The organism is Paenibacillus sp. J53TS2 (genome assembly GCF_018403305.1).
GTDB lineage: Bacteria > Bacillota > Bacilli > Paenibacillales > Paenibacillaceae > Fontibacillus > Fontibacillus rhizolycopersici.
This window is the reverse complement of sequence record NZ_BOSK01000002.1, coordinates 226,766-250,779: the sequence shown is the minus strand read 5'-3', so window position 1 is coordinate 250,779 and position 24,014 is coordinate 226,766. Positions and strand designations below refer to the sequence as shown.

At 53.7% G+C, this 24,014-nt stretch carries 23 protein-coding genes and 1 pseudogene; 11 read left to right on the top strand and 13 right to left on the bottom strand.

Annotated elements, in window-relative coordinates:
- Positions 1-25 precede the first annotated feature (25 nt).
- From KJS42_RS05725 to KJS42_RS05715, 3 genes are all read right to left on the bottom strand, one after another.
- On the bottom strand, positions 26-1,414 hold the full coding sequence (locus tag KJS42_RS05725; RefSeq protein WP_193417056.1) for an MBOAT family O-acyltransferase: 1,389 nt from the start codon (positions 1,412-1,414) through the stop codon (positions 26-28).
- A gap of 173 nt (positions 1,415-1,587) precedes the next feature.
- Positions 1,588-2,271 (bottom strand): CidB/LrgB family autolysis modulator, encoded by a 684-nt coding sequence (locus KJS42_RS05720; RefSeq protein ID WP_155604886.1) that lies wholly within the window; start codon positions 2,269-2,271, stop codon positions 1,588-1,590.
- The gene (locus tag KJS42_RS05715) at positions 2,268-2,639 is read right to left on the bottom strand and encodes a CidA/LrgA family protein (RefSeq protein ID WP_418888799.1); all 372 of its coding nucleotides are present in this window, start codon (positions 2,637-2,639) and stop codon (positions 2,268-2,270) included. The genes KJS42_RS05720 and KJS42_RS05715 overlap by 4 nt, the downstream gene beginning before the upstream one ends.
- Before the next feature lie 141 nt (positions 2,640-2,780).
- Between KJS42_RS05715 and cidR the strand changes: the two genes are divergently transcribed.
- The 6 genes from cidR to KJS42_RS05685 all read left to right on the top strand — a co-directional run bounded on the left by cidR (position 2,781) and on the right by KJS42_RS05685 (position 10,394).
- The gene (cidR, locus tag KJS42_RS05710; RefSeq protein WP_155604888.1) at positions 2,781-3,674 is read left to right on the top strand and encodes a cidABC operon transcriptional activator CidR; all 894 of its coding nucleotides are present in this window, start codon (positions 2,781-2,783) and stop codon (positions 3,672-3,674) included.
- Positions 3,675-3,795: 121 nt separating this feature from the next.
- Positions 3,796-5,193 carry a branched-chain amino acid transporter BcaP gene (gene bcaP / locus KJS42_RS05705; RefSeq protein WP_213622257.1) on the top strand — a complete coding sequence of 466 codons (1,398 nt, stop codon included), beginning with the start codon at positions 3,796-3,798 and terminating at the stop codon, positions 5,191-5,193.
- Positions 5,194-5,294: 101 nt separating this feature from the next.
- Positions 5,295-6,080 carry a delta-lactam-biosynthetic de-N-acetylase gene (gene pdaA / locus KJS42_RS05700; RefSeq protein ID WP_193417059.1) on the top strand — a complete coding sequence of 262 codons (786 nt, stop codon included), beginning with the start codon at positions 5,295-5,297 and terminating at the stop codon, positions 6,078-6,080.
- A 178-nt stretch (positions 6,081-6,258) separates the two neighbouring features.
- Positions 6,259-6,729, top strand: a complete 471-nt coding sequence (locus KJS42_RS05695; protein WP_213622256.1) for a MarR family winged helix-turn-helix transcriptional regulator — start codon at positions 6,259-6,261, stop codon at positions 6,727-6,729.
- A 30-nt stretch (positions 6,730-6,759) separates the two neighbouring features.
- Positions 6,760-8,487, top strand: coding sequence for an ABC transporter ATP-binding protein (locus tag KJS42_RS05690; RefSeq protein WP_213622255.1), 1,728 nt, complete (start codon positions 6,760-6,762; stop codon positions 8,485-8,487).
- Positions 8,484-10,394, top strand: a complete 1,911-nt coding sequence (locus KJS42_RS05685) for an ABC transporter ATP-binding protein (RefSeq protein WP_213622254.1) — start codon at positions 8,484-8,486, stop codon at positions 10,392-10,394. The genes KJS42_RS05690 and KJS42_RS05685 overlap by 4 nt, the downstream gene beginning before the upstream one ends.
- A gap of 271 nt (positions 10,395-10,665) precedes the next feature.
- Here KJS42_RS05685 and KJS42_RS05680 read toward each other — a convergent pair whose 3' ends face one another.
- The gene (locus tag KJS42_RS05680; protein ID WP_213622253.1) at positions 10,666-11,376 is read right to left on the bottom strand and encodes a Crp/Fnr family transcriptional regulator; all 711 of its coding nucleotides are present in this window, start codon (positions 11,374-11,376) and stop codon (positions 10,666-10,668) included.
- Between the two features lie 195 nt (positions 11,377-11,571).
- On the opposite strand from KJS42_RS05680, the gene KJS42_RS05675 reads away from it, so the two are divergent.
- The gene (locus KJS42_RS05675; protein WP_155604894.1) at positions 11,572-12,024 is read left to right on the top strand and encodes a V4R domain-containing protein; all 453 of its coding nucleotides are present in this window, start codon (positions 11,572-11,574) and stop codon (positions 12,022-12,024) included.
- A gap of 115 nt (positions 12,025-12,139) precedes the next feature.
- A pseudogene (locus tag KJS42_RS05670) lies at positions 12,140-13,429 on the top strand (methyl-accepting chemotaxis protein); the annotation flags it as partial.
- Between the two features lie 269 nt (positions 13,430-13,698).
- Here KJS42_RS05670 and KJS42_RS05665 read toward each other — a convergent pair.
- The 6 genes from KJS42_RS05665 to abc-f all read right to left on the bottom strand — a co-directional run bounded on the left by KJS42_RS05665 (position 13,699) and on the right by abc-f (position 19,210).
- Positions 13,699-14,043: an EamA family transporter gene (locus tag KJS42_RS05665; protein WP_213622251.1), complete on the bottom strand. Its 345-nt coding sequence runs from the start codon at positions 14,041-14,043 to the stop codon at positions 13,699-13,701.
- Complete coding sequence (locus tag KJS42_RS05660; protein WP_213622250.1) at positions 14,027-14,380, bottom strand: DUF2304 domain-containing protein; 354 nt, start codon at positions 14,378-14,380, stop codon at positions 14,027-14,029. The genes KJS42_RS05665 and KJS42_RS05660 overlap by 17 nt, the downstream gene beginning before the upstream one ends.
- On the bottom strand, positions 14,381-15,106 hold the full coding sequence (locus KJS42_RS05655) for a glycosyltransferase family 2 protein (protein WP_213622249.1): 726 nt from the start codon (positions 15,104-15,106) through the stop codon (positions 14,381-14,383).
- Positions 15,103-16,401, bottom strand: coding sequence for an ArnT family glycosyltransferase (locus tag KJS42_RS05650; RefSeq protein ID WP_213622248.1), 1,299 nt, complete (start codon positions 16,399-16,401; stop codon positions 15,103-15,105). The genes KJS42_RS05655 and KJS42_RS05650 overlap by 4 nt, the downstream gene beginning before the upstream one ends.
- Positions 16,402-16,497: 96 nt before the next feature.
- Positions 16,498-17,178, bottom strand: a complete 681-nt coding sequence (locus KJS42_RS05645) for a DNA-3-methyladenine glycosylase family protein (protein WP_213622247.1) — start codon at positions 17,176-17,178, stop codon at positions 16,498-16,500.
- 13 nt (positions 17,179-17,191) lie between these two features.
- Positions 17,192-19,210, bottom strand: coding sequence for a ribosomal protection-like ABC-F family protein (gene abc-f, locus KJS42_RS05640; protein ID WP_213622246.1), 2,019 nt, complete (start codon positions 19,208-19,210; stop codon positions 17,192-17,194).
- Between the two features lie 436 nt (positions 19,211-19,646).
- Here abc-f and KJS42_RS05635 point away from each other — a divergent pair, with 436 nt between their 5' ends.
- From KJS42_RS05635 to KJS42_RS05625, 3 genes are all read left to right on the top strand, one after another.
- On the top strand, positions 19,647-20,501 hold the full coding sequence (locus KJS42_RS05635) for an amino acid ABC transporter substrate-binding protein (RefSeq protein WP_213622245.1): 855 nt from the start codon (positions 19,647-19,649) through the stop codon (positions 20,499-20,501).
- Positions 20,502-20,562: 61 nt separating this feature from the next.
- On the top strand, positions 20,563-21,231 hold the full coding sequence (locus KJS42_RS05630; protein ID WP_193417071.1) for an amino acid ABC transporter permease: 669 nt from the start codon (positions 20,563-20,565) through the stop codon (positions 21,229-21,231).
- A 15-nt stretch (positions 21,232-21,246) separates the two neighbouring features.
- Positions 21,247-22,002, top strand: a complete 756-nt coding sequence (locus KJS42_RS05625; protein ID WP_213622244.1) for an amino acid ABC transporter ATP-binding protein — start codon at positions 21,247-21,249, stop codon at positions 22,000-22,002.
- Between the two features lie 47 nt (positions 22,003-22,049).
- Here KJS42_RS05625 and KJS42_RS05620 read toward each other — a convergent pair whose 3' ends face one another.
- From KJS42_RS05620 to KJS42_RS05610, 3 genes are read right to left on the bottom strand one after another with little or no spacing between them, the layout of a single operon-like run.
- Positions 22,050-23,000: a DUF4097 family beta strand repeat-containing protein gene (locus KJS42_RS05620; RefSeq protein WP_213622243.1), complete on the bottom strand. Its 951-nt coding sequence runs from the start codon at positions 22,998-23,000 to the stop codon at positions 22,050-22,052.
- A gap of 2 nt (positions 23,001-23,002) precedes the next feature.
- Positions 23,003-23,632 (bottom strand): HAAS signaling domain-containing protein, encoded by a 630-nt coding sequence (locus KJS42_RS05615; protein ID WP_155608871.1) that lies wholly within the window; start codon positions 23,630-23,632, stop codon positions 23,003-23,005.
- On the bottom strand, positions 23,629-23,955 hold the full coding sequence (locus tag KJS42_RS05610) for a PadR family transcriptional regulator (protein ID WP_155608870.1): 327 nt from the start codon (positions 23,953-23,955) through the stop codon (positions 23,629-23,631). The genes KJS42_RS05615 and KJS42_RS05610 overlap by 4 nt, the downstream gene beginning before the upstream one ends.
- Between the last annotated feature and the right edge of the window lie 59 nt (positions 23,956-24,014).

The following is a 24,014-nucleotide window of genomic DNA, read 5'->3' as shown; positions in this document are numbered from 1 at the left end:
ATTCTCCTTTAACCAACGTCAAAAATTAGAACGTAAAATACAAGAATTCGCTGACCTGGTTGAAATACAGAATTGAAAACACAAACAGTCCGGCGATAAAGGCGGCATAACGCAAGTTCGGCTTGAACTTCAGCTTGAGCTCCATCGAATTCCGCGCGAACAACGCCAGGGCAAAAGCCGCGAGGACCAACAGCGCTTGGCTGGCCAAAGTGAGGGACACGTTAATGTCTCCGACACGAAACATGCCGCGCAATACCTTAAGCGCATCATCCCAAGAGGTAGCTCGGAAGAATACCCAGGTGAAGTTGATGAATAAGAAGGTGATCAGCCAGGCGCACCAGCGCGGCAGGACGACGCCTGTCTTTTGCCATAACCGCTGAATGACCTGAGCGATGCCGTGCATCAAGCCCCAGACGATAAATGTCCAACCTGCGCCGTGCCAGAAACCGCCGATCAGGAAGGTCGCCACCAGGTTAAAATAAGTGCGGAACGTCCCTTTGCGGTTTCCGCCAAGCGGGATATAGATGTAATCCTTCAGGAAACGACTTAAGGTCATATGCCAACGGCTCCAGAAATCCTTAATGCTCAAGGCTTTATAAGGCGAATTGAAGTTGATTGGTAGCTTAATGTTGAACAGCAACGCGATCCCGATGGCCATATCCGAATAGCCGCTGAAATCAAAATAGAGCTGGAAGGTATAGGACAACGAAGTGATCCAGGCTTCAACAAATCCCAAATGGTTCGAAACATCAAAGCCCTGGGTGGCAATAGGTGCCAACGTATCGGCGATGACGACCTTCTTGAATAGCCCGACACAGAAAATAAAGAACCCGCGAGCCACATTGCCCGGAATGATCCGTTTGCTCCGAGGCCGATCGAATTGGGGCATCATTTCCTTGTGGTGCAAGATAGGGCCGGCGATCAGGTGCGGATAAAACGTAACGAACAACACGTAGCTGACAATACTGTATTCTTTCGCCTTCCCTCGGTAGGCATCGACAAGGTAAGCGATTTGCGTAAAGGTGAAGAAGCTGATCCCAAGCGGCAATGCCAGCTCCAGCAGCTTGATATGCGAGGCAAACAGCGAATTGATATTTGTAATGAAAAAATCGGCATACTTGTAATAGCCCAGCAACAGTACGTTGCCGGTGATACCCAGCGTAAGCAGCAGTTTCCGCAGCCGGATCGGCTTGTCGGCGGAATGGTTAATCGAGCGCCCCATCACGTAGTTGAAGGCGATCGACGCCAGAATGAGCGGCAGCGACTTGATGCTCCAATAGCTGTAGAAGAACAGGGAAGCCGCGGCGAGCCATAGCTTGCCGAATACGGGCGGGCATAGCCGGTTCAACAGAAAGTAAACGATAAACGAGATCGGCCAAAACGCAAAAATAAATTCGTAGGAATTAAAAAGCAAGACTACTGGCACCTCTCTCAATGCGAGAATCATAACTAATTAATCATATAATAGATCATGAGGGGCGGCAATGACATTTCCGCCCAGAAGTCGACAAAAAAAACGGCCCCGCCAAGGCGGAGCCCAAAGAAACAAGATATGAAAAATTAGGAGGAACCACATAGGAATAAAGCTTAAAAGTGCAGAACGGCGATAAGCATTGGAGCAACCCCTAACGTAAACAGGGCGGCTAAGATCATGGAGATGCTGGAAATGGTTCCAGTCAAGGAGCTTAGCTCGAACGCTTTGGATGTCCCCGTGCCGTGAGCACTGGTGCCGAACAGTACGCCACGGGCAACTTCGCCTTCGATGCGGAACAACTTCATGACCAATGGCCCCAGCATGGCGCCTAGCAAGCCGGTCAGAATAACGAATACGGCGGTTATATTCGGTACGCCGCCGATCACCTGCGATACGTTCATGGCAATCGGCGTCGTGACGGAACGGGGAATCAAGCTGGTAATCAGCTGGTCGTCCAGATGCAGCCATTCGGCCAAGAACGCCGAGGAGAACATGGCAACCACGGAGCCGCTTAGCACGCTAATGAGAATTTCCACAGCATGTTTTTTCAGCACATTGTAGTATTTGTACAAGGGAATCGCAAACGCGATCGTGGCCGGCTGCAGCATGCTGCTCAGCCACTTACCGCCGGAATGATAGGTTTCATAGGGAATTTGTGCCCACAGCAAGCCAATGACGAGAACCAACGGAGTGATCAGCAGAGGGGACAAATAGACCTTCGGCCGAATCCGATACAACCGTTTCGATAAACCGTAGATGATCAGGGTAGAAGCTAAACAAAATATGCCTACAATCATGAGATTCGGCCCTCCTTTCGTTTTTCGATACGCGAGGCGATCAGCCCGGAACAAGCCATAACGATAACGGTACTGAGGATCACGACGATCAAGATCCGAACGCCTTCGCTTTCGAGCAAGGGAATATATTGCATGACGCCGACAGCGGAAGGAACAAAGAACAGGAGCAGCTCGGCTAGCAGCCAGTTCGCGCCTCGTTCTATCCATTGCAGTTTAACGACGCCTGTTTTCAATAGGGTAAACAAGACGGCAATACCCAGAATTGATCCTGGAATCGGTAAATGGAGCAGCTCCGCGACCTTGTTCAGGGCCAATGAGACGAAGAACAGGATGGCGATCTGAAGGATCCCCATGCCGATCTCTTTCATCTTGTTCATATGAGCAGCTCCCTTCTGTTTTTGGTTGGTAATGAAATCTTACACCGATTGTTTTCATGAGTAAAATGAATATACTGAATGAGAAGCATTCCATTTGGTTATAGATAAAATGAATTAAAGGAGCGCAGGCTGTTGGATATCCGACAAATGCAGGTTTTAATTGAAGTCGCACGGCAACGAAGCTTTACCAAGGCAGCCGAAGCGATGTACATTACCCAACCGACCATCAGTAAAACCATCAAAGCCATGGAAGAGGAACTCGGGGTCGTGCTGTTCGATCGGGTCGGCAAAAAAATCGAGCTGACCGACGCCGGACGGATTATCGCTACGCAGGCCCAACAAATCGTGACCTCCTTCCAGAACCTGATGGCCGAGCTCGACGATTTGCGTAATTTGAAGAAAGGACATCTCCGCATCGGGCTTCCGCCGATGGTGGGGGCGAGCTTTTTTCCAAAGGTGATTGGGGAGTTTCATCAACGCTATCCCGATATAACGATCCAGCTTTTTGAGGACGGGGCCAAAAAAGTAGAACAGGACGTCGCCGGCGGATTGCTGGATGTGGGGGTTGTCGTGTTGCCGACGGTGGAAGCGGAGCTTAGCTGTTTTCCTTTTGTCGAGGAGAAGCTGAATCTGGTCGTACATCCCTCGCATCCGCTGGCGGAGCAGGAATCGGCGGAATTGTCCGAGCTGTCCCAGGACGGCTTCGTGTTGTTCCGCGAGGACTTTACGCTGCATGACCGCATCATCGGGGAATGCGCGAAAGCCGGGTTTCAGCCGCATGTCATCTACGAGAGCTCGCAGTGGGACCTGATCAGCGAGATGGTGGCCGTTGGCCTCGGCATCACGCTGCTGCCGGAAACGATCTGCCGCGAGATCGACGACGAGGGTGTACGGATCATCCCACTCGTGAAGCCGGTGATACCTTGGAAGCTCGGCATCGTATGGCGTGACGATCGATATCAGTCTTTTGCCACTCGGGAATGGATTCGGTTTGCTCAGGAAGTGTTGGCGCCTCATATTGGGTAAAAATACCCGAATTGTCTGAGTTCTGACAAACAATGGGACACTAGACTACTTGTGCAACCTGTAGAGCCTGCCTATAATAGCGAAATGATTCACAAATTGTTGATTAGGGGATAAAGCATAAATGAGTTTGCTGCGAAAAAAATCGATTTCTTTCATGTTGCAAGAGAAACAGATGGCCGGCTCCAGTCCGGGGGGGATGAAAAAGGAGTTGGGCGTTTTTGACCTGGCTATGCTGGGGATCGGCTGTATCGTCGGTACGGGAATCTTCGTGCTTACCGGAGTGGCTGCCGCCCAACACGCCGGTCCAGGCCTAATCTTATCCTTTATTCTGGCCGGTATCGTCTGCGCGTTCTGCGCGTTGTGTTATGCCGAATTTGCCTCCATGGTCCCCGTGTCAGGGAGTGCCTACACTTACAGTTACGCCACCTTTGGCGAGCTGATCGCCTGGATCCTCGGGTGGGACCTGATCCTGGAATACGGCTTTGCCGCTTCGATGGTGGCGAGCGGATGGTCGGGATATTTCCAAGGCTTGATCTCCGGCATGGGAATCACGTTGCCGACGGCGCTCAGCAGCGCCTTTGATCCGGCGAACGGCACCTATGTTGACGTCCCGGCGATCTTGATCGTGCTGGTGTTGACATTTATCGTCTCCCGTGGCTCCAAGGAGTCTTCGCGGTTGAATTCGATCATGGTTATCGTGAAAATCGCTGTGATCCTCCTCTTTATCGTGGTGGGTGCGTTCTACGTCAAACCGGGCAATTGGACGCCCTTCATGCCTTTTGGCTTCAGCGGAGTTGTGACTGGGGCGGCGACGGCGTTCCTATCCTACATCGGGTTCGATGCGGTGGCCACCGCCGCGGAAGAAGTGAAGAATCCGCAAAAAGATCTGCCACGCGGCATTATGTGGTCCTTGGTCGTGTGCTCCCTCCTGTACGTTCTCGTGACGGGTGTGCTGACAGGGATTGTTCCTTATGCCGAATTAAATGTGAAAAACCCGGTGGCCTTTGCGTTGCAATATATCAACCAGAATTGGGTTGCCGGCTTTATTTCCCTGGGGGCGATCGTCGGGATCACAACCGTTTTGTTCGTGCTCCTGTTTGGACAGACGCGACTGCTCTACGCCATCGGACGCGACGGCCTGCTGCCGAAGCCGCTGGCTCGATTGAATCCGAAGACCGGCGTCCCGGCGAACAGCACCTGGGCGACGGGAGTTATCGTTGCGATTTTTGCGGGTTTGATTCCGTTGCGCAAGCTGGCTGATCTCGTCAGCATCGGGACCTTGTTCGCGTTTATTTCGGTGTCGCTGGGCATCATTATTTTGCGCAAGTCTCGTCCGGATCTAGAACGGTCGTTTAAAGTTCCATTGGTACCATGGATTCCGGTGCTGGCCGTGCTGACCTGCGGTTATCTGCTGATCAGCCTGCCGGCGGTGACTTGGATCGCTTTCCTGATTTGGATGGTTATCGGACTCATTGTCTACTTTGCCTACGGCTACAAACATAGCGAGCTCTCGAAGTAAACACAGCGGCATCGCGGCTGCATATTTCCCGGGAATTTAGCAGATAGTAAAGGGGCATGTCGAAATTTGCATAGCCCTAAAGCTACGAAGGAGAGACAGCCGTGAAGTATGCCTTAATCTGTTCATTGCTGGTCAGCCTGCTGTTCGGAACGGGATTACCCGTTGCATCAGCCCAAGCGGACGTTACCCACCATTTCGGATTCAAAAAAAGCGTTGGCGGCCAGCTTCCCTCGATTAACGAGGAAGGGTTCAAAGATATTATCGATAAGAACGGCGCGATTTTCCTCGCAGATCCTTCGCGCAAAGAATTGTTCTTAACGTTCGACAACGGTTATGAGAACGGTTATACCGCCCCAATCCTCGACACGCTGAAGGCGAAGAAGGTCCCGGCGATCTTCTTTGTGACCGGCCACTACATTAAGGACCAGCCAGAGCTGCTGAAGCGCATGGCTGCAGAGGGCCATTTGATCGGCAATCACTCTTGGAGCCACCCGGACATGACGACGATTTCCGACGCGCAAATCCGGGAGGAGCTAGAGAAGGTAAAAAGTGCAACCGCCCAGGTGACGGGGCAGTCCAAGATGGAGTACCTGCGCCCGCCACGCGGCATTTTCAGCGATCGGACGCTGCGCGTGACGAGGACGCTCGGGTATACGAACGTTTTTTGGTCCGTCGCTTATAAGGATTGGGATGTGAACGACCAGCACGGGGCGGATTATGCCTACCAGAAGGTCGTATCGCAGTTGCATCCCGGCGCGGTGATCCTTCTGCACTCCGTCTCCAAGGACAATGCGGCAGCCTTGGGTGCGATCATCGATGAAGCTCGCCGGCAAGGGTATGAGTTCAAAAGCCTGGACGAGATGAAGCCGGAACAAGCACGTCCATAATCCTAAATTCCAGACCGTTACAGGCGGGCGATCAGCCACGTGGTACGGTCTTTTTTTGCTTAATATGTCTGAATTTTGACGACGCTTGACTTCACATTTACAGGCTTTTATAATTAGGCATGCAAATTAATAGTCGCACTAATTATTAAACAATGAAAATAAATAAGGGGGGATTGGTTTGTTCACCGGTGATAACCCGCAGGCGCATAGGCTACTGAAGGCTTTTCACCGCTTTCGGAGGCTCGATCTCAGCAAACTGACGCCGTCGGAGTTTAAACCTAGCGAAGTCAGATTGATGTTTTACATCTTACATGGCATGGAGAAGGATGAACGTGGGGTAACCGTGTCAGAGCTCAGCGCGATGATGGAGGTTGCTTCTCCGACCGTCACGCCGCTCGTTCGCAGTTTAGAGGAGCGAGGACTGGTCCTGCGTTACAACGACAAGGAGGATCGCCGGGCGGTTCGAGTTAAGCTGACGGAGCAAGGGCTGGACCATGTCAAGGAGACGGCCAAGAAACGTTCGGCCCAAATCCAAGGGTTGGTAGAGTTTCTAGGCGAAGAGAAGAGCCGGCAGCTTATTGAGCTGTTGGAGCAGGTGTACGATTACGTAGATATGAAGCTGCATACAGACAAAAGTCAAGAGGAATGAAATGAATAGAACAAGTGGAGTTGATGGGAATTGATTAAACTATTCCGCAATTTGAAACCATACCGCTGGCTTGTGGCCGCGGTGCTTATCTTCGTCTTCTTCCAGACGTTATCAGAGCTGTACTTACCAACGCTGATGGCGGACATCGTAGATAAAGGGGTAGTGAACGGAGATACGCCGTATATCTGGCGAATCGGCGGGCTCATGCTGGTGGTTGCGCTCGGAGGGATGGCCTGTTCGATCGCAGCCAGCTATTTCTCGTCTAAAGCCGCAACCGGCTTCGGGAAGCTGCTTCGGGGCAAGGTATTCAAGCATGTCTCGAACTTCTCGCTGGAGGAGTTTGACACGATTGGCACCGCCTCGCTGATTACACGCACGACCAACGACATTACTCAAGTGCAGCAGGTATTGATCATGATCCTGCGCATGATGGTTATGGCGCCGATGATGTGTTTGGGCGGGATCATTATGGCCGTTTCCAAAGACGCGACGCTGTCGCTGGTGCTGGTGGTTATCTTGCCGGTGCTGGCCGGGGCGATTTTCCTGATCGCCCGCAAAGGGTTGCCTTTATTTAAGGCGATCCAGAAGAAAATCGACAAATTGAATCTCGTTATGCGCGAAAGCCTGACCGGGATTCGCGTGATTCGTTCTTTTAACCGGACCGACTACGAAAGCAAGCGTTTCGACGCGGCGAACCTCGATTTGACGGATACATCGATCAAGGTCAACAAAATCATGGCCTTTATGATGCCGATTATGATGTTGGTCATGAACTTGTCTTCCGTGGCGATCATTTGGTATGGAGGGCTGCGGATTGATGCTGGAGATATGCAGGTCGGCGATCTGATGGCGTTCCTGCAATACGCCATGCAAATCATGTTCTCCCTTGTCATGGTGTCGATGATGTTCGTGATGATTCCGCGGGCTTCGGCTTCGGCCATCCGGATCAACGAGGTGCTGGACATGGTGCCGGTGATCAAGGATTCGGCAGCTAGCAGCCGGCCGACGGAAGCGAAGGGACTTGTCGAGTTCCAAAACGTCTCCTTCAGCTATCCCGGGGCGGAACAACCGGCGGTTCAGGACATTACGTTTACCGCTAAGCCGGGCCAAGTGACGGCCATCATCGGCGGGACGGGTTCCGGGAAATCCACGATGATCAGCTTGATTCCGCGGTTCTACGACGTGCAGGCTGGCAGCGTAAGGGTTGACGGTGTAGACGTCCGCGATATGACGCAGGAGGAACTGCGCAGCAAAATCGGCTTTGTCCCGCAAATGGCGGTGCTCTTCTCGGGAACGATCAGCGAGAACATCCGCTATGGCAAGGAAGATGCGACCGACGAGGAAGTGTGGCGCGCTGCGGAAATTGCTCAGGCGAGAGATTTCATCGGCAAAATGGAACAAGGCTTCGAGTCGCCCATCGCCCAAGGCGGCACCAACGTGTCGGGCGGACAGAAGCAACGGCTATCGATTGCCCGCGCTTTGGTGCGGCCTGCGGAAATTTATATCTTTGACGACAGCTTCTCGGCGCTCGACTTCAAGACCGATGCGAAGCTGCGGGCCGCCTTGAAACAGGAAACGAAGGAATCTACCGTCATCATCGTCGCACAACGCGTCAGTACCGTGCTTGATGCCGATCAAATTATCGTGATGAACGATAGCCAAATCGCCGGAGTCGGTACGCATCAAGAATTGATGGAAACTTGCGACGTCTATAAAGAAATCGTCTATTCACAGCTTTCGGAGGAGGAGATCGCATGAGTCAAGAGCAAACTGAGAAAAAACGCGGATTCGGCGGCCCTCGCCGCGGGCACGGTGGACCCGGCGGACCCGGCGGACACGGGGGTCCTGGTATGGGAATGCCAGTGGAGAAAGCGAAGGATTTCAAAGGAACCTTAAAACGGTTGATCCGATACTTAAGACCGCATAAGGTTCAATTAGCCGCGGTACTGGTCATGGCCATTTTGAGTACCGTTTTCAGCATCTTCAGCCCGAAGGTGATGGGGAAAGCGACCACCAAACTGTTCGAAGGGATCGTGGCCAAGTATCAACGCGTTCCCGGTGCGGAGATCGACTTCCAGTATGTCTGGCAAATTATTATGATCCTAATTGGTTTATATGTACTGAGCGCGCTATTTGGCTATGTCCAACAGTATTTGATGGCCGGCGTCGCCCAGAAGACGGTTTACGACCTACGGAAGGACGTCAATGCTAAGCTGAACAAGCTACCGCTGAAATACTTCGACGCCCGGACGCACGGGGAAATTTTGAGCCGGGTCACCAATGACGTCGACAACATCGCCGGTACTTTGCAGCAAAGCTTGACGCAGTTGATCACGTCGATCCTGACGATCATTGGCGTTATCGCGATGATGCTGTCCATCAGTCCGCTGATGACCTTGATTGCGGTTCTAACGTTGCCGCTGAGCATCGTGGCGATCACCTCGATTGCCAAGCGGTCGCAGAAACAGTTCGTCCGCCAGCAAAAAGAACTCGGACAGCTGAACGGTCATGTGGAGGAAATGTATACCGGCCACAAGATCATCAAAGCGTTTGGCCGCGAGACCAAGTCATTGGAGCAGTTCGACAACATTAATGAACGCCTGTATGAGGCGGGCTGGAAGGCTCAGTTCATCTCCGGCGTCATCATGCCGATTATGAGTTTTATCGGGAACATCGGATATGTACTCGTTTCTGTGGTCGGCGGGATTCTTGTGACCAAGAGAACGATCGAAATCGGTGATGTACAGGCGTTTATCCAGTACTCCCGCCAATTTACGATGCCGATCACGCAAACGGCGAACATCGCCAACATCATCCAGTCGACCGTTGCTTCGGCGGAGCGGGTGTTTGAAATCCTGGATGAGGAAGAACAGGTACCGGAAACAGCGAATCCCGCTGTATTGGAACAGCCTCGCGGCGATGTGGCGTTCAATCATGTCCAGTTCGGTTACGATCCGGAACATCTGTTGATCGAAGATATGAACATCGACGTGAAACAGGGCCAAACGATCGCCATCGTCGGGCCAACCGGCGCCGGCAAAACGACGCTGATCAACCTGCTGATGCGCTTCTATGAGGTGAACGGCGGATCGATCACGGTGGATGGGGTCAACATTGCCGAGATGAAACGCGGCGACTTGCGCAGCCTGTTCGGGATGGTCCTGCAGGATACGTGGCTGTTTAACGGCACGATCCGCGATAACATCGCCTACGGCCGCGAAGGTGCAACGGAGGAGGAAGTCGTGCGTGCCGCCAAAACGGCGTACGCCGACCACTTTATCCGTACGTTGCCGGGCGGGTATAACACGGTCCTGAATGAGGAAGCGTCGAACATCTCGCAAGGGCAGAAGCAATTACTGACGATTGCTCGCGCCATCCTTGCCGATCCGGCGATCTTAATTCTCGACGAAGCAACAAGCAGTGTCGATACCCGGACCGAGGTGCATATCCAGAAAGCGATGAACGAGCTGATGAAAGGTAGAACAAGCTTTGTCATCGCCCACCGGTTGTCGACGATTCGGGACGCCGATCTCATTCTCGTGATGAACCATGGCACCGTGATCGAGAAGGGCTCGCACGAAGAACTGCTGGCACTTGGCGGCTTCTATGCCGATTTGTACAACAGCCAATTCACCAAAGGCGACTTCGAGCCAGAAGCGGTATAAAGCTGTCGATTCACAAAAAAACGCCCCCGCATATGCGGGGGCGTTTGCTATTGGACGTGCACTCTTCGCGCAGGGGCCGTGGGCCGGGGCCGGGTGTGCCTTTATGGCCCCTTTGCATCATTATCCCTTTTGTTAAGGGAACATGGAGTGTGGGGTGTCGTCTTTACCCTATCCGGTTCAGTTCGCAGCGAGCTGATCCATCGGGATAATCGTGCAAAGGCCCGGACAGAGGATATCATCTGCTCGCGAACCGTCCTAGTTACAACTGTGTTCAGGCTTCCCCGGCCAGGTGGCGTAGCGCCGCCTCATCACGGAGGAGCAACTGCCGTCCCGAGACGGTAAGCACACCGTCATCGCTCAATTGACGCAGCTTGCGGCTTAGCGTTTCCGGCGTGGCGCCAATCAGGCCGGCGAGTTCTTTTTTGGACACAGGGAGCGCGAATTCCTGAGAATCCGGAGCGGCTTTGCGACGGAAATATAACAGCATTTTGGCTAAACGCCGATCGGCCTCAAGCAAGGTCAATACGGCCGCCCAAGCATCGGCTTCCTCCAGCTGCGTGCTGAGTGCGGTCATGAATCGGGCCGCCGTATCTGGATCGCGTCGTAAGATATCGAGGAAATCGCTGCGGTGAATCCGGCAGACGCCAGTTGAATCGGCTGCGATGGCGCTGGCGTAATGGGGCTTCTCCTGCAGTAAGGCAAACTGGCCGAAGAAATCTCCGGGGAACAGCAGTCGAATGATATGCTCTTTGCCGTTATCCTCCAGCTTGGTCAGCTTAATGATTCCGCGATTGACCACGAACAGCGCATCCGAGAGGTCGCCTTCTCGAAAGATGGTCTCGCCCTTGTGGTACTGCGAGGTACGCATCACGGAATGGAGCAACTCGACCTCCGCTTCGCGCAGCTGCGCAAAGACGGGAACGTGTGTTAGACAGGATGGAGCGTTGGCTGCATTTTGGGCGTGGCAAGCGCAGGAACTCATTCGTGACCCCTTCCTTTCTTAGAATGACAGCGTATTTTACCTATAACTTAACAGTCTATCGGTCAAGGTATAGTGATCATTATCACAATATTTCTGTCGAATTCTTGATCCAAATCAAGGTGTATTGAGGGCAGATATGGCAAATTAAACCTATCAACGGCATGCGCCGGTTATCCAAGGATAGGGGGAAGTACAATGAGAGGATTTACGTTTAATGAATTGAAACAAATCGACCGTTCTCGGCTGGGAGGTGAGGTGCCGCTGGAGTTGTTTCGGGCGATCCGCCTGATCGGTATGCAACAAGGGCTACCTTTGGAAGGGAAAGGGACAACCGCTTCGATCGGACGCAAAATCGGCGAAAGCCTGCCCGTGGAATCGTTGGATGAGCTGCTTGGCTTATTCGCAGAACTGCGTATCGGATTGCCGCGGGTTTTGGAACAGGGTGAACGATTGATTCGGATCGCCATAGACGATTGCTTTTGCAAGGGATTGCCTTTGATTGAGGAGAAGAAGGTATGCGATCTGGAGGGTGCGATTCTGGAAGGGGCGCTCGGCAAAATGTTAAACCGGAAGGTTAGCGTACGGGAAACGAAATGTAATGTTTGCGGGGACGAACACTGCGAGTACGAAATCCGGATCTATGAATAAAATCGAATTATGTCGAATAAAGCGCTAAATAAAGTAAATTATTCTACATAATCCGACATCTCCTGCCGATATTGATTTCATACGTCAATACTTCTAAAGAGAAGCGCAGGAGGTTATGGAAATGACAGGTCAAGATGTCAACGATTTTCTGTACAAAGATTTACGAAAGAGGAACCTGTTGATCTGTTCGACTTTAACGACGACGGTAATTCTCAGCCTCGCCATCCTTTTGGGACTACATACGAGCGCAAAGATTATCACATTGATCGTTATCCCGAACTTGTTGATATTGTTGCTGGTTTGGGGGGGGCACGTGACCCGGAAGAAGGAACATTGGATCCCGTATATCTCTATCGTGGGCATATTCATTACTGCGATGATCACCGTTTTTCAAGGAGGCGGAGGCCCGCTTGGAGCAGTATCCGCATTCTTCGTCCTAAGCGTTGGCATCATGTACCATGATTTTAAGGTAACCATGACGGGTTTAGTCGCGGCATTGTTGGTCATCCTGGTCAAATATACAGTGTTCCATGAACCGGCAGGGGAAGGTTCCAATATTGCGGTACTGATGTATTTCTTCATCGTGACCGCTTGGGTATTGTTGGCCCAATCCTCGCTGGGACGCAAAATGCACGCACATTCGGCAAGTATGTTCAAGGAAACTTCGGAACTCTTAGCACGTGAATTGGAACGGGAGAAAGTGACTTCCGAGGCTACCCAGACGATCGCGGCCAGCATCGGAGAGATTCGGGGGAACAGTCAGGATAACTACCAGGCGTTTCAAGAGATGGCTACGGCATTTCAAGAGATGGCTTCGGGTGCGGCGGTACAAACGGAGACTATCGGGGGGATTTCAGAGAATATCGTCACCTCTAACGGGTATATCAACCGGATGACGACTGCCCTGGGCGAACTGGTCGAAACGGTGTCGGAAACGAAAACGGCTTCCGACGAAGGGGCGGCAGTGATCGGGCAATTGACAGGCACCATCGATCGTTTCCACACAAACATGAATGGCATGAAGGAAGATATCGGAGCGCTGATCGGAAATATCCACCTGATTGCCGAGCTCACTGCCTCCATCCGTGAAATTGCAGAACAGACGGGGCTGCTGTCTTTAAATGCGAGCATCGAGGCGGCTCGAGCGGGTGAGCAGGGTCGCGGGTTTGAAGTGGTGGCGAATGAAATTCGCAAGCTGGCCGATTTAACGAACGAATCCGCGAAACAGATTACGGACAACGTGGGGCAAGCTACTCGTCAGGCCGATTTGTCCCAGGTGCGGCTGGAGGAAAACGTCAACGACATGGAACAAAGCTTGGCATTGGTCAGAAAAACGGAAGGCGCGTTTATGTCGATCAACGCTAATGTGGAGGATCTCGCGAAGGGAGCGGCCGACATCAGCAGCGTTGCCAGTTCGGTGCATGAGAAAACTGACGAGATCGAGCAGGCGGTCAACGACTTTGTGGCCGTGGTGGAACAGTCCTCAGCTACCCTGCAAGAACTATTAGCCACCGTCGATACGTTGACTTCGCAAAACCTGCCGATGGTTCGCCGGATCGAGGAAACCGACCAGGCTGTCAAACAGTTGGTCGCAATGAAATCGCAGGCGTAATCATAAAAGGATATGCTTAGAAATAAACGGCTTGATCCTAGGGATCAGGCCGTTTGTGTTTGTTACTTTGCCAGCAAATACACGCCAAGTAATATGACAGCCACACCGGCCAGTTTGGTTAGGGTGATCGATTCGTGGAACAGGAAATAGGCCGGAATCAACGCTAGGACGTAAGCGAGTGCTTGAAGCGGGTAGGCGACGCTTAGCGGAAGGCGGGACAACACCGCGAACCATAACAACGTAGCTATGCCGTACAACGCAATGCCTCCGATGACCGCCGGGGAGGTCGCAAGCTTCCCCCAGTGAAGGCCGCCAGAACGCCCTAAACCGATTTTGAACAGGATTTGCCCGGTCACGAGGAGCAGAATATTGCCTAATAGCAGGATGTAACTAATGGTTTTGTCCATGTTCGTGGACCGCCTCACGTTCTTTAAGGATGACGATTTCTTGAGTTAAGCGCAGTACTTGGGTCGTCAGCCGGGTTATGACGATCGTTAGGTGCAAGATAAACGCAAAGCAGAAGAGCAAGCCGAACAGAAACAGCACGGCTGGAGCATACTTAACACCCAACTGTTTAGCGATCCATTCGATGAGAGGGACGTTCATCGAGCAGATCAGCAGGATCACGCTGAACAGGATCCAGAGCAGGGAATATTGCTCCCGCAGCTTTTGCCGACGGACCAGTTCCAGGACGAATAGGAGAAACAACGCGGCAACAAAAACCGAGAGGATATAAATCGCCATTTATTCGGTCACCGCCGTTCGCTGGAGCGGGCGACGCAGTGCGCTCATGAGTACGGATAAGGTCACCTTCACCATGTAATATGCGGAACGCAATGGTGTAATGGACGATCTCCCGGTTGTTCGGGGACGCATTTCGACTGGGATTTCCGCTATCCTGCAGCCTTGGCGTTTCAAATACACGATCGACTCCACTTCGGGATAATCGGTTGGATAATACCCGGCATACAACTCGATGACCTTGCGTCCGGCGGCGCGGAATCCGCTGGTCGTATCGGTGAAGCGTTCGCCGGTAACCCAGGAGACAAGCCGGGAGAAGAAGACGATGCCCACCCGTCTTGCCGCAGATGACCGGAAGGACGCGGCCCCCAGGAATCGGGAGCCAATGACGAGGTCCTGCTCCTTAACTCCGGCAATCAATCTTCGCAATTCTCCGGCTGGATGCTGGCCATCGGCGTCCATTTGCACGGCGATGTCATAGCCCCTTTGTTTGGCGTAAAGATAACCGGTTTGCATCCCCCCGCCGATTCCCACGTTGTAAGGAAGCGTCAGCACCTTGGCTCCGGCTTCTCGGGCGCAGCTTTCCGTGCGGTCGGAGGAACCATCGTTAACCACGAGGATATCGGCTTCCGGTACGTGCTCCCGGACATCCCGGATTACTGAGCCGATACTGGCTTCCTCGTTGTATGCGGGGATGATAACGAGAATGTGCTGTGAGTCCAAGTTCATGAGGCGACGGCCTCCTTTCGTTCCGGCCGATGATGAGAGCGGCGCTTGAATCGGGAGGCTAGGTCGCCGAGAAGAAAAGATCCGAATAGAATCAGCATGGTCATATTAGGATAACCGTAGCGGTTAAACGCAACGAACGGTATGTAAATTAACGTGAAGTAAGCTAAAGCCAACAAGAGCGGCAGCAAGCGGTCCAGCTTCAAGCGATGCGTTGTTACGGCCCACAGGATGCCAGCCGTGTTCACGTACATCAGCACTTCTTGGACATCGTTCATCACGGGACGGCTCACCGGCCAAAACGGCCGGGAATAAAACGGATGGACATAGAGCTCCACCCATCGCCCCAGGGTATACCAATACAAGTATTTCATCGGCTCATGCGCAAAACCGTAACGGAGGATGCCCAAACCTTTGCGGATCGCCGCGGAATCGGCGCCTTCGAATATCGTTTTGGGATCATACTGGGGGTAGGCCTCGAAGAAGCCAGCCGGAGGCAACTGCCAACGGATTCGCGTGCCCAACAGGAACGGGCTTCCGCCGGAATTTGTAAACAGGATGAATTCATGAAACGTCACCCAGTTGCGAATCCACCAAGGCGTCAGCAGTAATGCATAGGTACTTCCCATTAGCAGAGTGTATTTCAACATCGTCCGCCAAGGAAGCTTCACTCGTAGCCATAAGACCAGAAGAACGGCAGGGTACAGAGAAGCGTGAGGCTTCAAATAGGCCGCCGTGGCAGTAAGGCCGCCGATGAGGATGTATAGGGCAGATCCGCCTCGGTCCTTGGCCAGGATCGTGCAACAGACGAGGAGCAGCAGTAAGGTGCGGAAAGTTGTTTCCGAGAGAATGACCCCGGAAGAGAAGTAATCCGGTGGATACAAAGCAGACACCGTGCAGGCGATCAAAGCCGCACGGATGTTGAAGATCCGCCGGCCTATCCAGAAGATGAGGTAAATACACAGTGTTTGCTGAAGACATTGGAACAGGCGAAAGGCAATAATGCCGCCCTGATCCTGGCCGAAAACGGCCATGAACCCGGACAGCATGAGCGGCAGCCCGGGCATGATGAAGGCGGAAGGCGCCTCTTTGGTATTGTAAGCAAGTACACCTTCGTTCAGCAGAAGGCGGGAGGTCTGAATGTACTTCACGTCATCGTTGTTCGGGCGAACCGGGTCGCCTAATAGGAAGTAATCGTTGTACACCAGGACGACAAGACACGATACAATTCCCACAAATGCCATCAGACCGAACAGATACCACTTGACCGGGCGATGGACTTCGGATAACGAGAACACAGCGATTCAACCCCACTTTAATTTTTATTTTATCTCTAAAAACAGGCATGATCCCCTTCTAATTTATAATATATCCAATATCTTCCTGTGACAAGCTCAATCTATTTGGACGCCATTTAGCCGCTCGTTGAAGGTCTCCCCCGAATCGACGTGGCCCCGATTAATGGATTCCCACAAATAGAGCGAGGCAATGGAACCGTAAGACGGCCACCGCGTGGCGGCTTGCTGCAAGTATTTACGGTCAGCGCGCTCTTCCATGTCGTACACCCATTTGGCAGCCCTCTGTAGACCGGCATCCCCGTAGGACACAACATGCTCCCGGCCCAGGGCGAAGATGAGGAACATTTCTGCCGACCAGCGACCGATGCCTTTGATGGAGACAAGCTTCTCAATGACCTCCTCATCGTTATGCTCCTGCAACCTGTCGAGGTCAATTTGCCCGGATCGTACTTTATCGCTTAAATCCTTCAGGTAGGCGACCTTTGAAGCGGACAACCCGGCCGCCCGCAGGTCGGTGTCGCTTTGGGCCAACAGGGCGGCCGGGGATAGCTCCCCGGCCAGCTCGATGACGCGGCCGCGAATGGTGGAAGCGGCCTTGACCGAGATCTGCTGGCTGATGATGGATCGAGCCAGCTCCGTGAACAAGGGGCCTTGCGGTTTGGTTGCAAGGCTTCCGATCAGGGCGATCAGCCGGCCCATCCGGGGATCGGCGCTGGCTAGCGCCTGGACCCGGCGTTCGTTCGGGTGCAGCTCGAATACGGGTTTCCCGTGGTTCATGGGATAACCTCCTTCAGTTTGGATTCTCCTCCAGCAGCGTCACGTACTGCTGGAGGAGTTCGTCGGCGCGGAGCTGCAGGGCGTCTCGCCGCTCCTGCAGCTCCGCGAGCCGCGCGGCGTCGCAGGCAGCCTCCGGCGCCTGCATTGCCGCGTCCACCGCCGCCAGCTCCGCTTCGGCGGCGGCGTAGTCGGCCTCCAGCTTGCGCACGGAGGCCGGGCCCGCCCCGGGCTTGCGCGCCGCTCCCGCGGCCGCATCGCCCCCCGCGCCGGCGGCGCTTGCCGCGGCGCCCGCACTCGCGCGCGGCGCGTCCGTGCCGCCGGCGCTGCCGCCCGTGGCGGCCGGGCCCGCTGCGCCGGGCCGATCGGCCGCGCGGCCCGCAGGCCCCGCGTCCCCGGCGGCAGCGGTCTTCCGGGCGAGCTCCGCCCGGTAATCCTCGTATCCGCCGAGGGAGACGGTCAGGCGGCCGCCCGCCAGCGCCCACACCTGCCCCGCTACTTTATTGATGAAGTAGCGGTCATGGGACACCGCCAGCAGCGTGCCCGGGTACTCCTCCAGCGCCTCTTCCAGCGCTTCGCGCGAATCGATGTCAAGGTGGTTGGTCGGCTCGTCGAGCACCAGCAGGTTAGGCTTCCGGTACATCAGTACCGCCAGCCGAAGCCGTGTCCACTCGCCGCCCGAGAGGCTGCTCACCTTCTTGAACACATCGGCGCCGTAGAACAGGAAGCGGGCCAGCTGCCCGCGGGCTTCGCCCGCTTCGAGACCGATCTCGTCGCGGAAATATTGCAGCACCGTCTCGTCATGATCGGCGGGGGCGGCCTGCTGGGCCAGGTAACCCGGTTCGATGCGCGAGCCGAGTCGGACTTCGCCCTCCTGCGGCGGTTCCTGGCCCAAGATGTTCTTGAGCAAGGTGCTTTTGCCTGCCCCGTTGTCGCCGATCAGCACGGCCGCCTCGCCATAGCGCAGCGTGTGGGTCAGGGCGCGGTACAATACGCGCCCGCCGCGGGCGTCGCCTACCTCCTTGAGGACGATCGCGTCCTTGCCGGAGCGATCCGCATGATCCAGCTCCAAGCCGATACGTTTACGTTCCAGTATCGGCCTTTTGAGTTTGACCATACGGTCTAAGGCTTTCTGCATCGAAGCCGCCCGCCGATGAAAGCCCGGATTCGGCGGGTTTGAGCGGTTGCCCCACTCAATTAACTGTTTGATCGTTTCCTGCATCTTCTTGATCTTCTTCTGTTGCTCCTCGTAATCGGCAAACTGCTGAAGCAGCCGGCGTTCCTTCTCCTCTTTGTAGTAGCTGTAGTTGCCGTGGAACGTGAAAGCTTCTCCGTCCTCCAGCTCAATGATTTTGCCGACAACGGCATCGAGGAAATAGCGGTCGTGGGAAATGACAACGCAGGTTCCCGGAAACGCACGGAGGTATCCCTCCAACCACTCTGTCGCCGCCATGTCTAAATGATTCGTTGGCTCGTCGAGCAGCAATAGATCCGGCTCCCGCAGCAAAATCACCGCTAAACCAACCTTCGTCTTCTCGCCGCCGGACAGCGAGGCGAACGGACGGGTGAATTGCTCCTCCGGGATGCCGAGACCACCGGCGACCCGGAAGATCGATGTTTCGATGTCGTAACCGCCGCCGCGTTCGAACGCCTCCTGCATCTGGCCGTATTGCTTGAGAAGCGAATCTAACGCTCCGGATTCACCGGCTCCCGCCATGTCGGCTTCCAGCCGCCGCATCTCTGCTCCCAGGCTACGAAGATCCGAAAAGGCTCCAAGCAGGACGTCGTACACCGTTTCTTCCCGAGAATAATCAGGGATTTGCGCCAAACTTCCGATTCGGGCATTCTTTCGAACCGATAATAGCCCTTGATCCGGCCGCTCGCTGCCGGACAGCAGCTTCATCAGGGTGGTCTTCCCCGCACCGTTGCGGCCAATCAGCCCGACCGTGTCGCCAATCTTAATTTCGAACGTGACATCGCTCAGCACCAGCTCGGCACCGTAATACTTCTGTATATTTTGACCCTGGATCATCATGAACCGTAATCTCCTTCAGTCCCATGCCGTCCATACAAAAAAAGAAGGCAGCAGGAAATCCTGCTGCCTTCAAAGCTCACGCGTAAGTGAGGTTAAGGTAGGAGCGGCATTTCGCAATTTGGTTTGGATATCGAGTTTCCGAAAAAGGACAGACTTCTCCCATTGTCGGCTGCTGCATGAACATTGCCAAACATTGCCATCGGCAGTTGGCTCACTCGACTCCACGCAAATTTGCGATCCACTCTACCCACCTCCTTCACGAAATAATTACGACAATTATATTCGTAAACTTTTGGGAAATCAAGTCTTCATCTATTGAGCATACTAAGGCAGAAAAAACATTTGACGATTTGTAGCGAAATGTGTAATATTCAATTAAACCTAGTTGTTTTGTAGGGAATTAAAATACGAAATAGATAGATGGGGGATGAGCTCGATGAAAAAATGGAGTTTACTATTATTGACGCTGGTGTTGACCGTGGTGGTTGCAGCCTGCGGCAACAATAATACAAATAATCAGGCGGCAGGGAATGAAGGGGCGAGCCAAGGCAGCGCAGGGAATGCGGCCAATGAACAGCCGGCGGAAACCAACTCGCTGGAATCCGTGAAAGCCAGCGGCAAGCTGCGGATCGGTACAGAAGGAACCTATGCGCCATTTACGTTCCATGACAAGGATGGCAAGCTGACAGGCTTTGACGTAGAAATCGCCGAAGAGGTCGCTAAACGGTTGGGAGTGGAACCTGAATTTATCGAGACGCCGTGGGATGGTATTTTTGCCGGACTAGATGCCAAACGGTTTGACGCCGTGTTCAACGAAGTGACGATTCGGGATGATCGTAAGGAGAAATATGATTTCTCGGATCCTTATATCGTATCCCGTGCTGTATTGATCGTCCCGGAGGACAACGAGGATATTAAGGTTTTCGCCGATTTGAAAGGGAAGAAAGCCGGACAGTCCCTAACCAGTAACTTGACGGATATCGCGAAGGAGAACGGGGCGGAAATCGTTGCGACGGAAGGCTTTAACCAGGCCATTGACCTGCTGTTGTCCAAACGGATCGACGCGACGGTGAATGACGGCTTGTCCTTCTTGGACCTGAAGAAGCAAAGACCGGACGTGAAGCTGAAAGTGGTAGACGAAATGCCGGATGCGGCGGAGAGCGCGGCCTTATTTAACAAAGGCAACGAAGAACTGGTGCAAGCGGTAAACGAGGCGCTGACGGCCATGAAATCCGACGGGGCTTACTTGAAAATCTCGGAGAAATACTTCGGAGCAGACGTTTCGAAATAAGTGCTTAAACTACGGATGCGGCCCGCAAGGGCCGCTTCTTTCGGAAAAGGATGCTTGAGCGATGGATGAACGCATTTGGAATATTATCGTGGACTCTTTTCTGCCTCTGCTCAAAGCAGGGGTAGCTTTTACGGTACCGCTAACGTTGATCACGTTTGCGCTAGGGCTGGTGGTGGCTGTCCTGACCGCGCTTGCGCGGTTGTCGAGCATCGGGCCGCTGCGGCAGCTCGCCAGATTCTACGTTTGGATTATTCGGGGGACGCCGCTGCTTGTGCAGCTATTTATCATTTTCTACGGTCTTCCGTCGATCGGCATTATACTGGACCCGTTTCCGGCGGCAGTGATCGGTTTTACGCTCAGCGTCGGCGCTTATGGCTCAGAAATCGTGCGTGCGGCGATCCTGTCCATTCATGAAGGTCAATGGGAAGCGGCTTATTCCCTGGGGATGACCCGGTTGCAGGCGCTGCGGCGGATTATATTGCCCCAGGCTTCGCGAGTTTCCGTGCCGCCGCTGGCCAACTCCTTCATCAGCCTGGTCAAGGATACCTCGCTGGCCGCCACTGTCACGTATACGGAGATGTTCCGTACGGCTCAGCAAATCACGGCGACGACCTATGAACCGCTGATTGTTTACACCGAAGCGGGCTTGGTCTATTTATTCTTCAGCACCATCCTTTCGGCGCTGCAAAATCGGTTAGAGAAGCGGCTGGATCGCTTCACTGCCCGATAAGGAGGCCTGACAATCATGATACAAATCCAAAATTTGCACAAATCGTTTGGTACGCAAGAGGTACTAAAAGGGGTAGATCTTGAGGTACAGCAAGGTAAAGTGCTGGTGATCATCGGGCCTTCCGGCTCAGGGAAAACAACCCTACTGCGCTGTCTGAACCTGCTGGAAACTCCGACAAAGGGGGTTCTCCGGATCAGCGACGTCCAACTGGAATTTGGCGAAGGCCGTAAGCCGAAGCCAAGCGAAGTGCTGGCCCTGCGCAAGAAGACCGGGATGGTGTTCCAGGCCTATTACTTATTTCCGCATATGACGGCGCTCCAGAACGTGATGGAAGCCCAGGTTCAGGTGCTGAAGAAGAGTAAGGAAGAAGCGCGCCGGGTCGCCTTGGAGCTACTGAATAAGGTGGGGCTGGGCGATCGGGCCGATTTCTATCCGCATCAGCTATCAGGCGGACAACAACAGCGGGTTGGGATTGCGCGAGCCATGGCCGTAAGCCCGGACGTGTTGTTATTTGACGAGCCCACATCGGCGCTGGATCCGGAGCTAGTCGGCGAGGTGTTGAAGGTGATGAAGGAGCTGGCGCGAGAGGGCCGGACCATGGTTGTGGTCACCCATGAGATGAAGTTCGCCGCCGAGGTTGCCGACCGGGTTGTGCTCATGGATGAGGGCATCATCATCGAATCGGGGACGCCGGACCAGGTACTGAATCACCCATCCAGCGATCGGGCACGATCCTTCCTGAACCGAATTGCGCAGAGGGAAATCGAATAACAAAGAGGGGGCGGAGTTCACATGAACTCCGCCCCCTCTTGATGTTCTTAGCGAATGCGAATGTTACCGGAAGTCGCCCGAACCTTGATCAGGTCCTGCGTCTGGCGCAAGGAATCCGGAGCCGTGGTATCCCCGGATGCGGTATGCAGGTCATAGAACCCCTTGAACTGCGCATCGGTTGATAACGTCGCATTACCGGAACCTACGTAAATGTCCAGGTTATCCGAACGTTGTTCCGACAGAGTAATATTTCCAGAAGTTGCTTTGAAGCTACCGTCCCCCGTAAACCGCTCGAATCGGATATTTCCCGAACTGACTGTAGCTTGGACGTTCCCTTGCACCTGGTTGGCGGTGATATTGCCAGAGGTCGATTTTGCGGTCAATACTCCTTCTAGTTTATCGATACGGATGTTTCCAGAAGTCAACTTTATCTCTGTATTTCCTTGAATGTTCTCCGCTGTAATATTGCCCGACGTACTGGCTAATTTCAGCTGACCCGCCGTGACATTCTCTGCGCGGAGATTTCCAGAGCTGATGGACAAGTCGACGTTGCCGGCGCGAAGACCGCGGAACGTACCGTTGCTGGAATTGGACTTGTAGTCGATCCGATTCAATTCGCTCCTGTCGCTTAGCGCTACAGTGATCCGCTGCTTGGTGGACTGGAAATTGACCGAGAAGAAGCTCCAGTCGAAATCATCCTGCAGATCTAACTTCAGCGTGTCTCCGGAGATTTGAGTTGCTTTCAACGTGTCGATCGTCTTCTGTTCCATATTCCCGCTGATTTCCACGTAATTCGTCCCGTCGGGGCTGTCGATAAACTCCAACTTAACGTCATAGTCGCTACCGACAAGCAGCGTCTTTAACGCACCTGATTCAAAAGCCCATTTCTGCTGGTGAGTTGGCAGTTGTCCCCCAAAATCAAAGTGCTGGTAAGCCATGCCGGCAAATCCGGCCAAAATCAGCAAAATTCCAATGAACGACCATCTCTTCGTATTCATGCCTAGTGATCCCCTTTCGCCACCCGGACATTCCAGCGCAGGTAAGCGGCGCTCAGCCGGAGCAATCCTTTATAAACGTATCGCGTGACGACAGCAAGCAAAATGCCTAATCCGACGGCTGCGACCGAGGCAAAGATTTTTGCTGTGAAAATATCCCCATGCCATATATACTCAAGTCCGAGAAGCAGGGGACTGATTATTCCAGCCGCTGCACTGGCCGCTAGGCTGACGGCTACGGCCCAGAAGGAGATCAACAGCGGAACAACGATGATATTCATAAAGAACAGGCCGATGTAAACCATCACGCTGGCAAATCCGCTGCGTTGCCGGACGCCGCCCCCGTTCCCATAAACTCCTGCATTTGTAGAGGCAACTGGAGCATCCGGCACCGCAGCGGGCTCCGCACCTCCAAACCAGTACACATGCTCCCGAGGCACGTAACGGTTGCCAATGGCCTCCTTCGCCAGCTCCGCCGGGTCGCCTAACTCCAGAACGATTTCTTCCTCGGTCCGGCCGCTTTCCAAGCCAAATGCGAAGTGGGCCTCATAATCCTCTAGCAATTCGTTTTGCTCCTCCGGTGGGAGAACCGACAAATGGGCCCGGAGATTCGCCAAAAACTCGCTTTTATTCATAAACGGCTTCCTTTCTCGATTAATGTCGAAACATTGTGCACGAACTGTTTCCACTCTACGACAAGTTTCTGGGTGTACGCTTCGCCTTCGGGAGTCAGCTTGTAATATTTACGCGGAGGTCCGCCTGTGGATTCTTGCAAGTACGTTGTGCAATAGCCTTCACTGACCAGTCTGCGGAGCAGAGGATACAGGGCTCCTTCGGCTACTTCGATATGCTTCGATACCGATTGGGCCAGCTCGTAACCATACCGGTCGCGGCCTTGGATCAACACCAGCACGCATAGCTCCAAGGCGCCTTTCTTAAACTGGATGCTGATATCCAACCATGCTTCGCCTCGTTTCCTCTGAAATTGAATGTTCGTTTTTGTGATTCACTAGTACT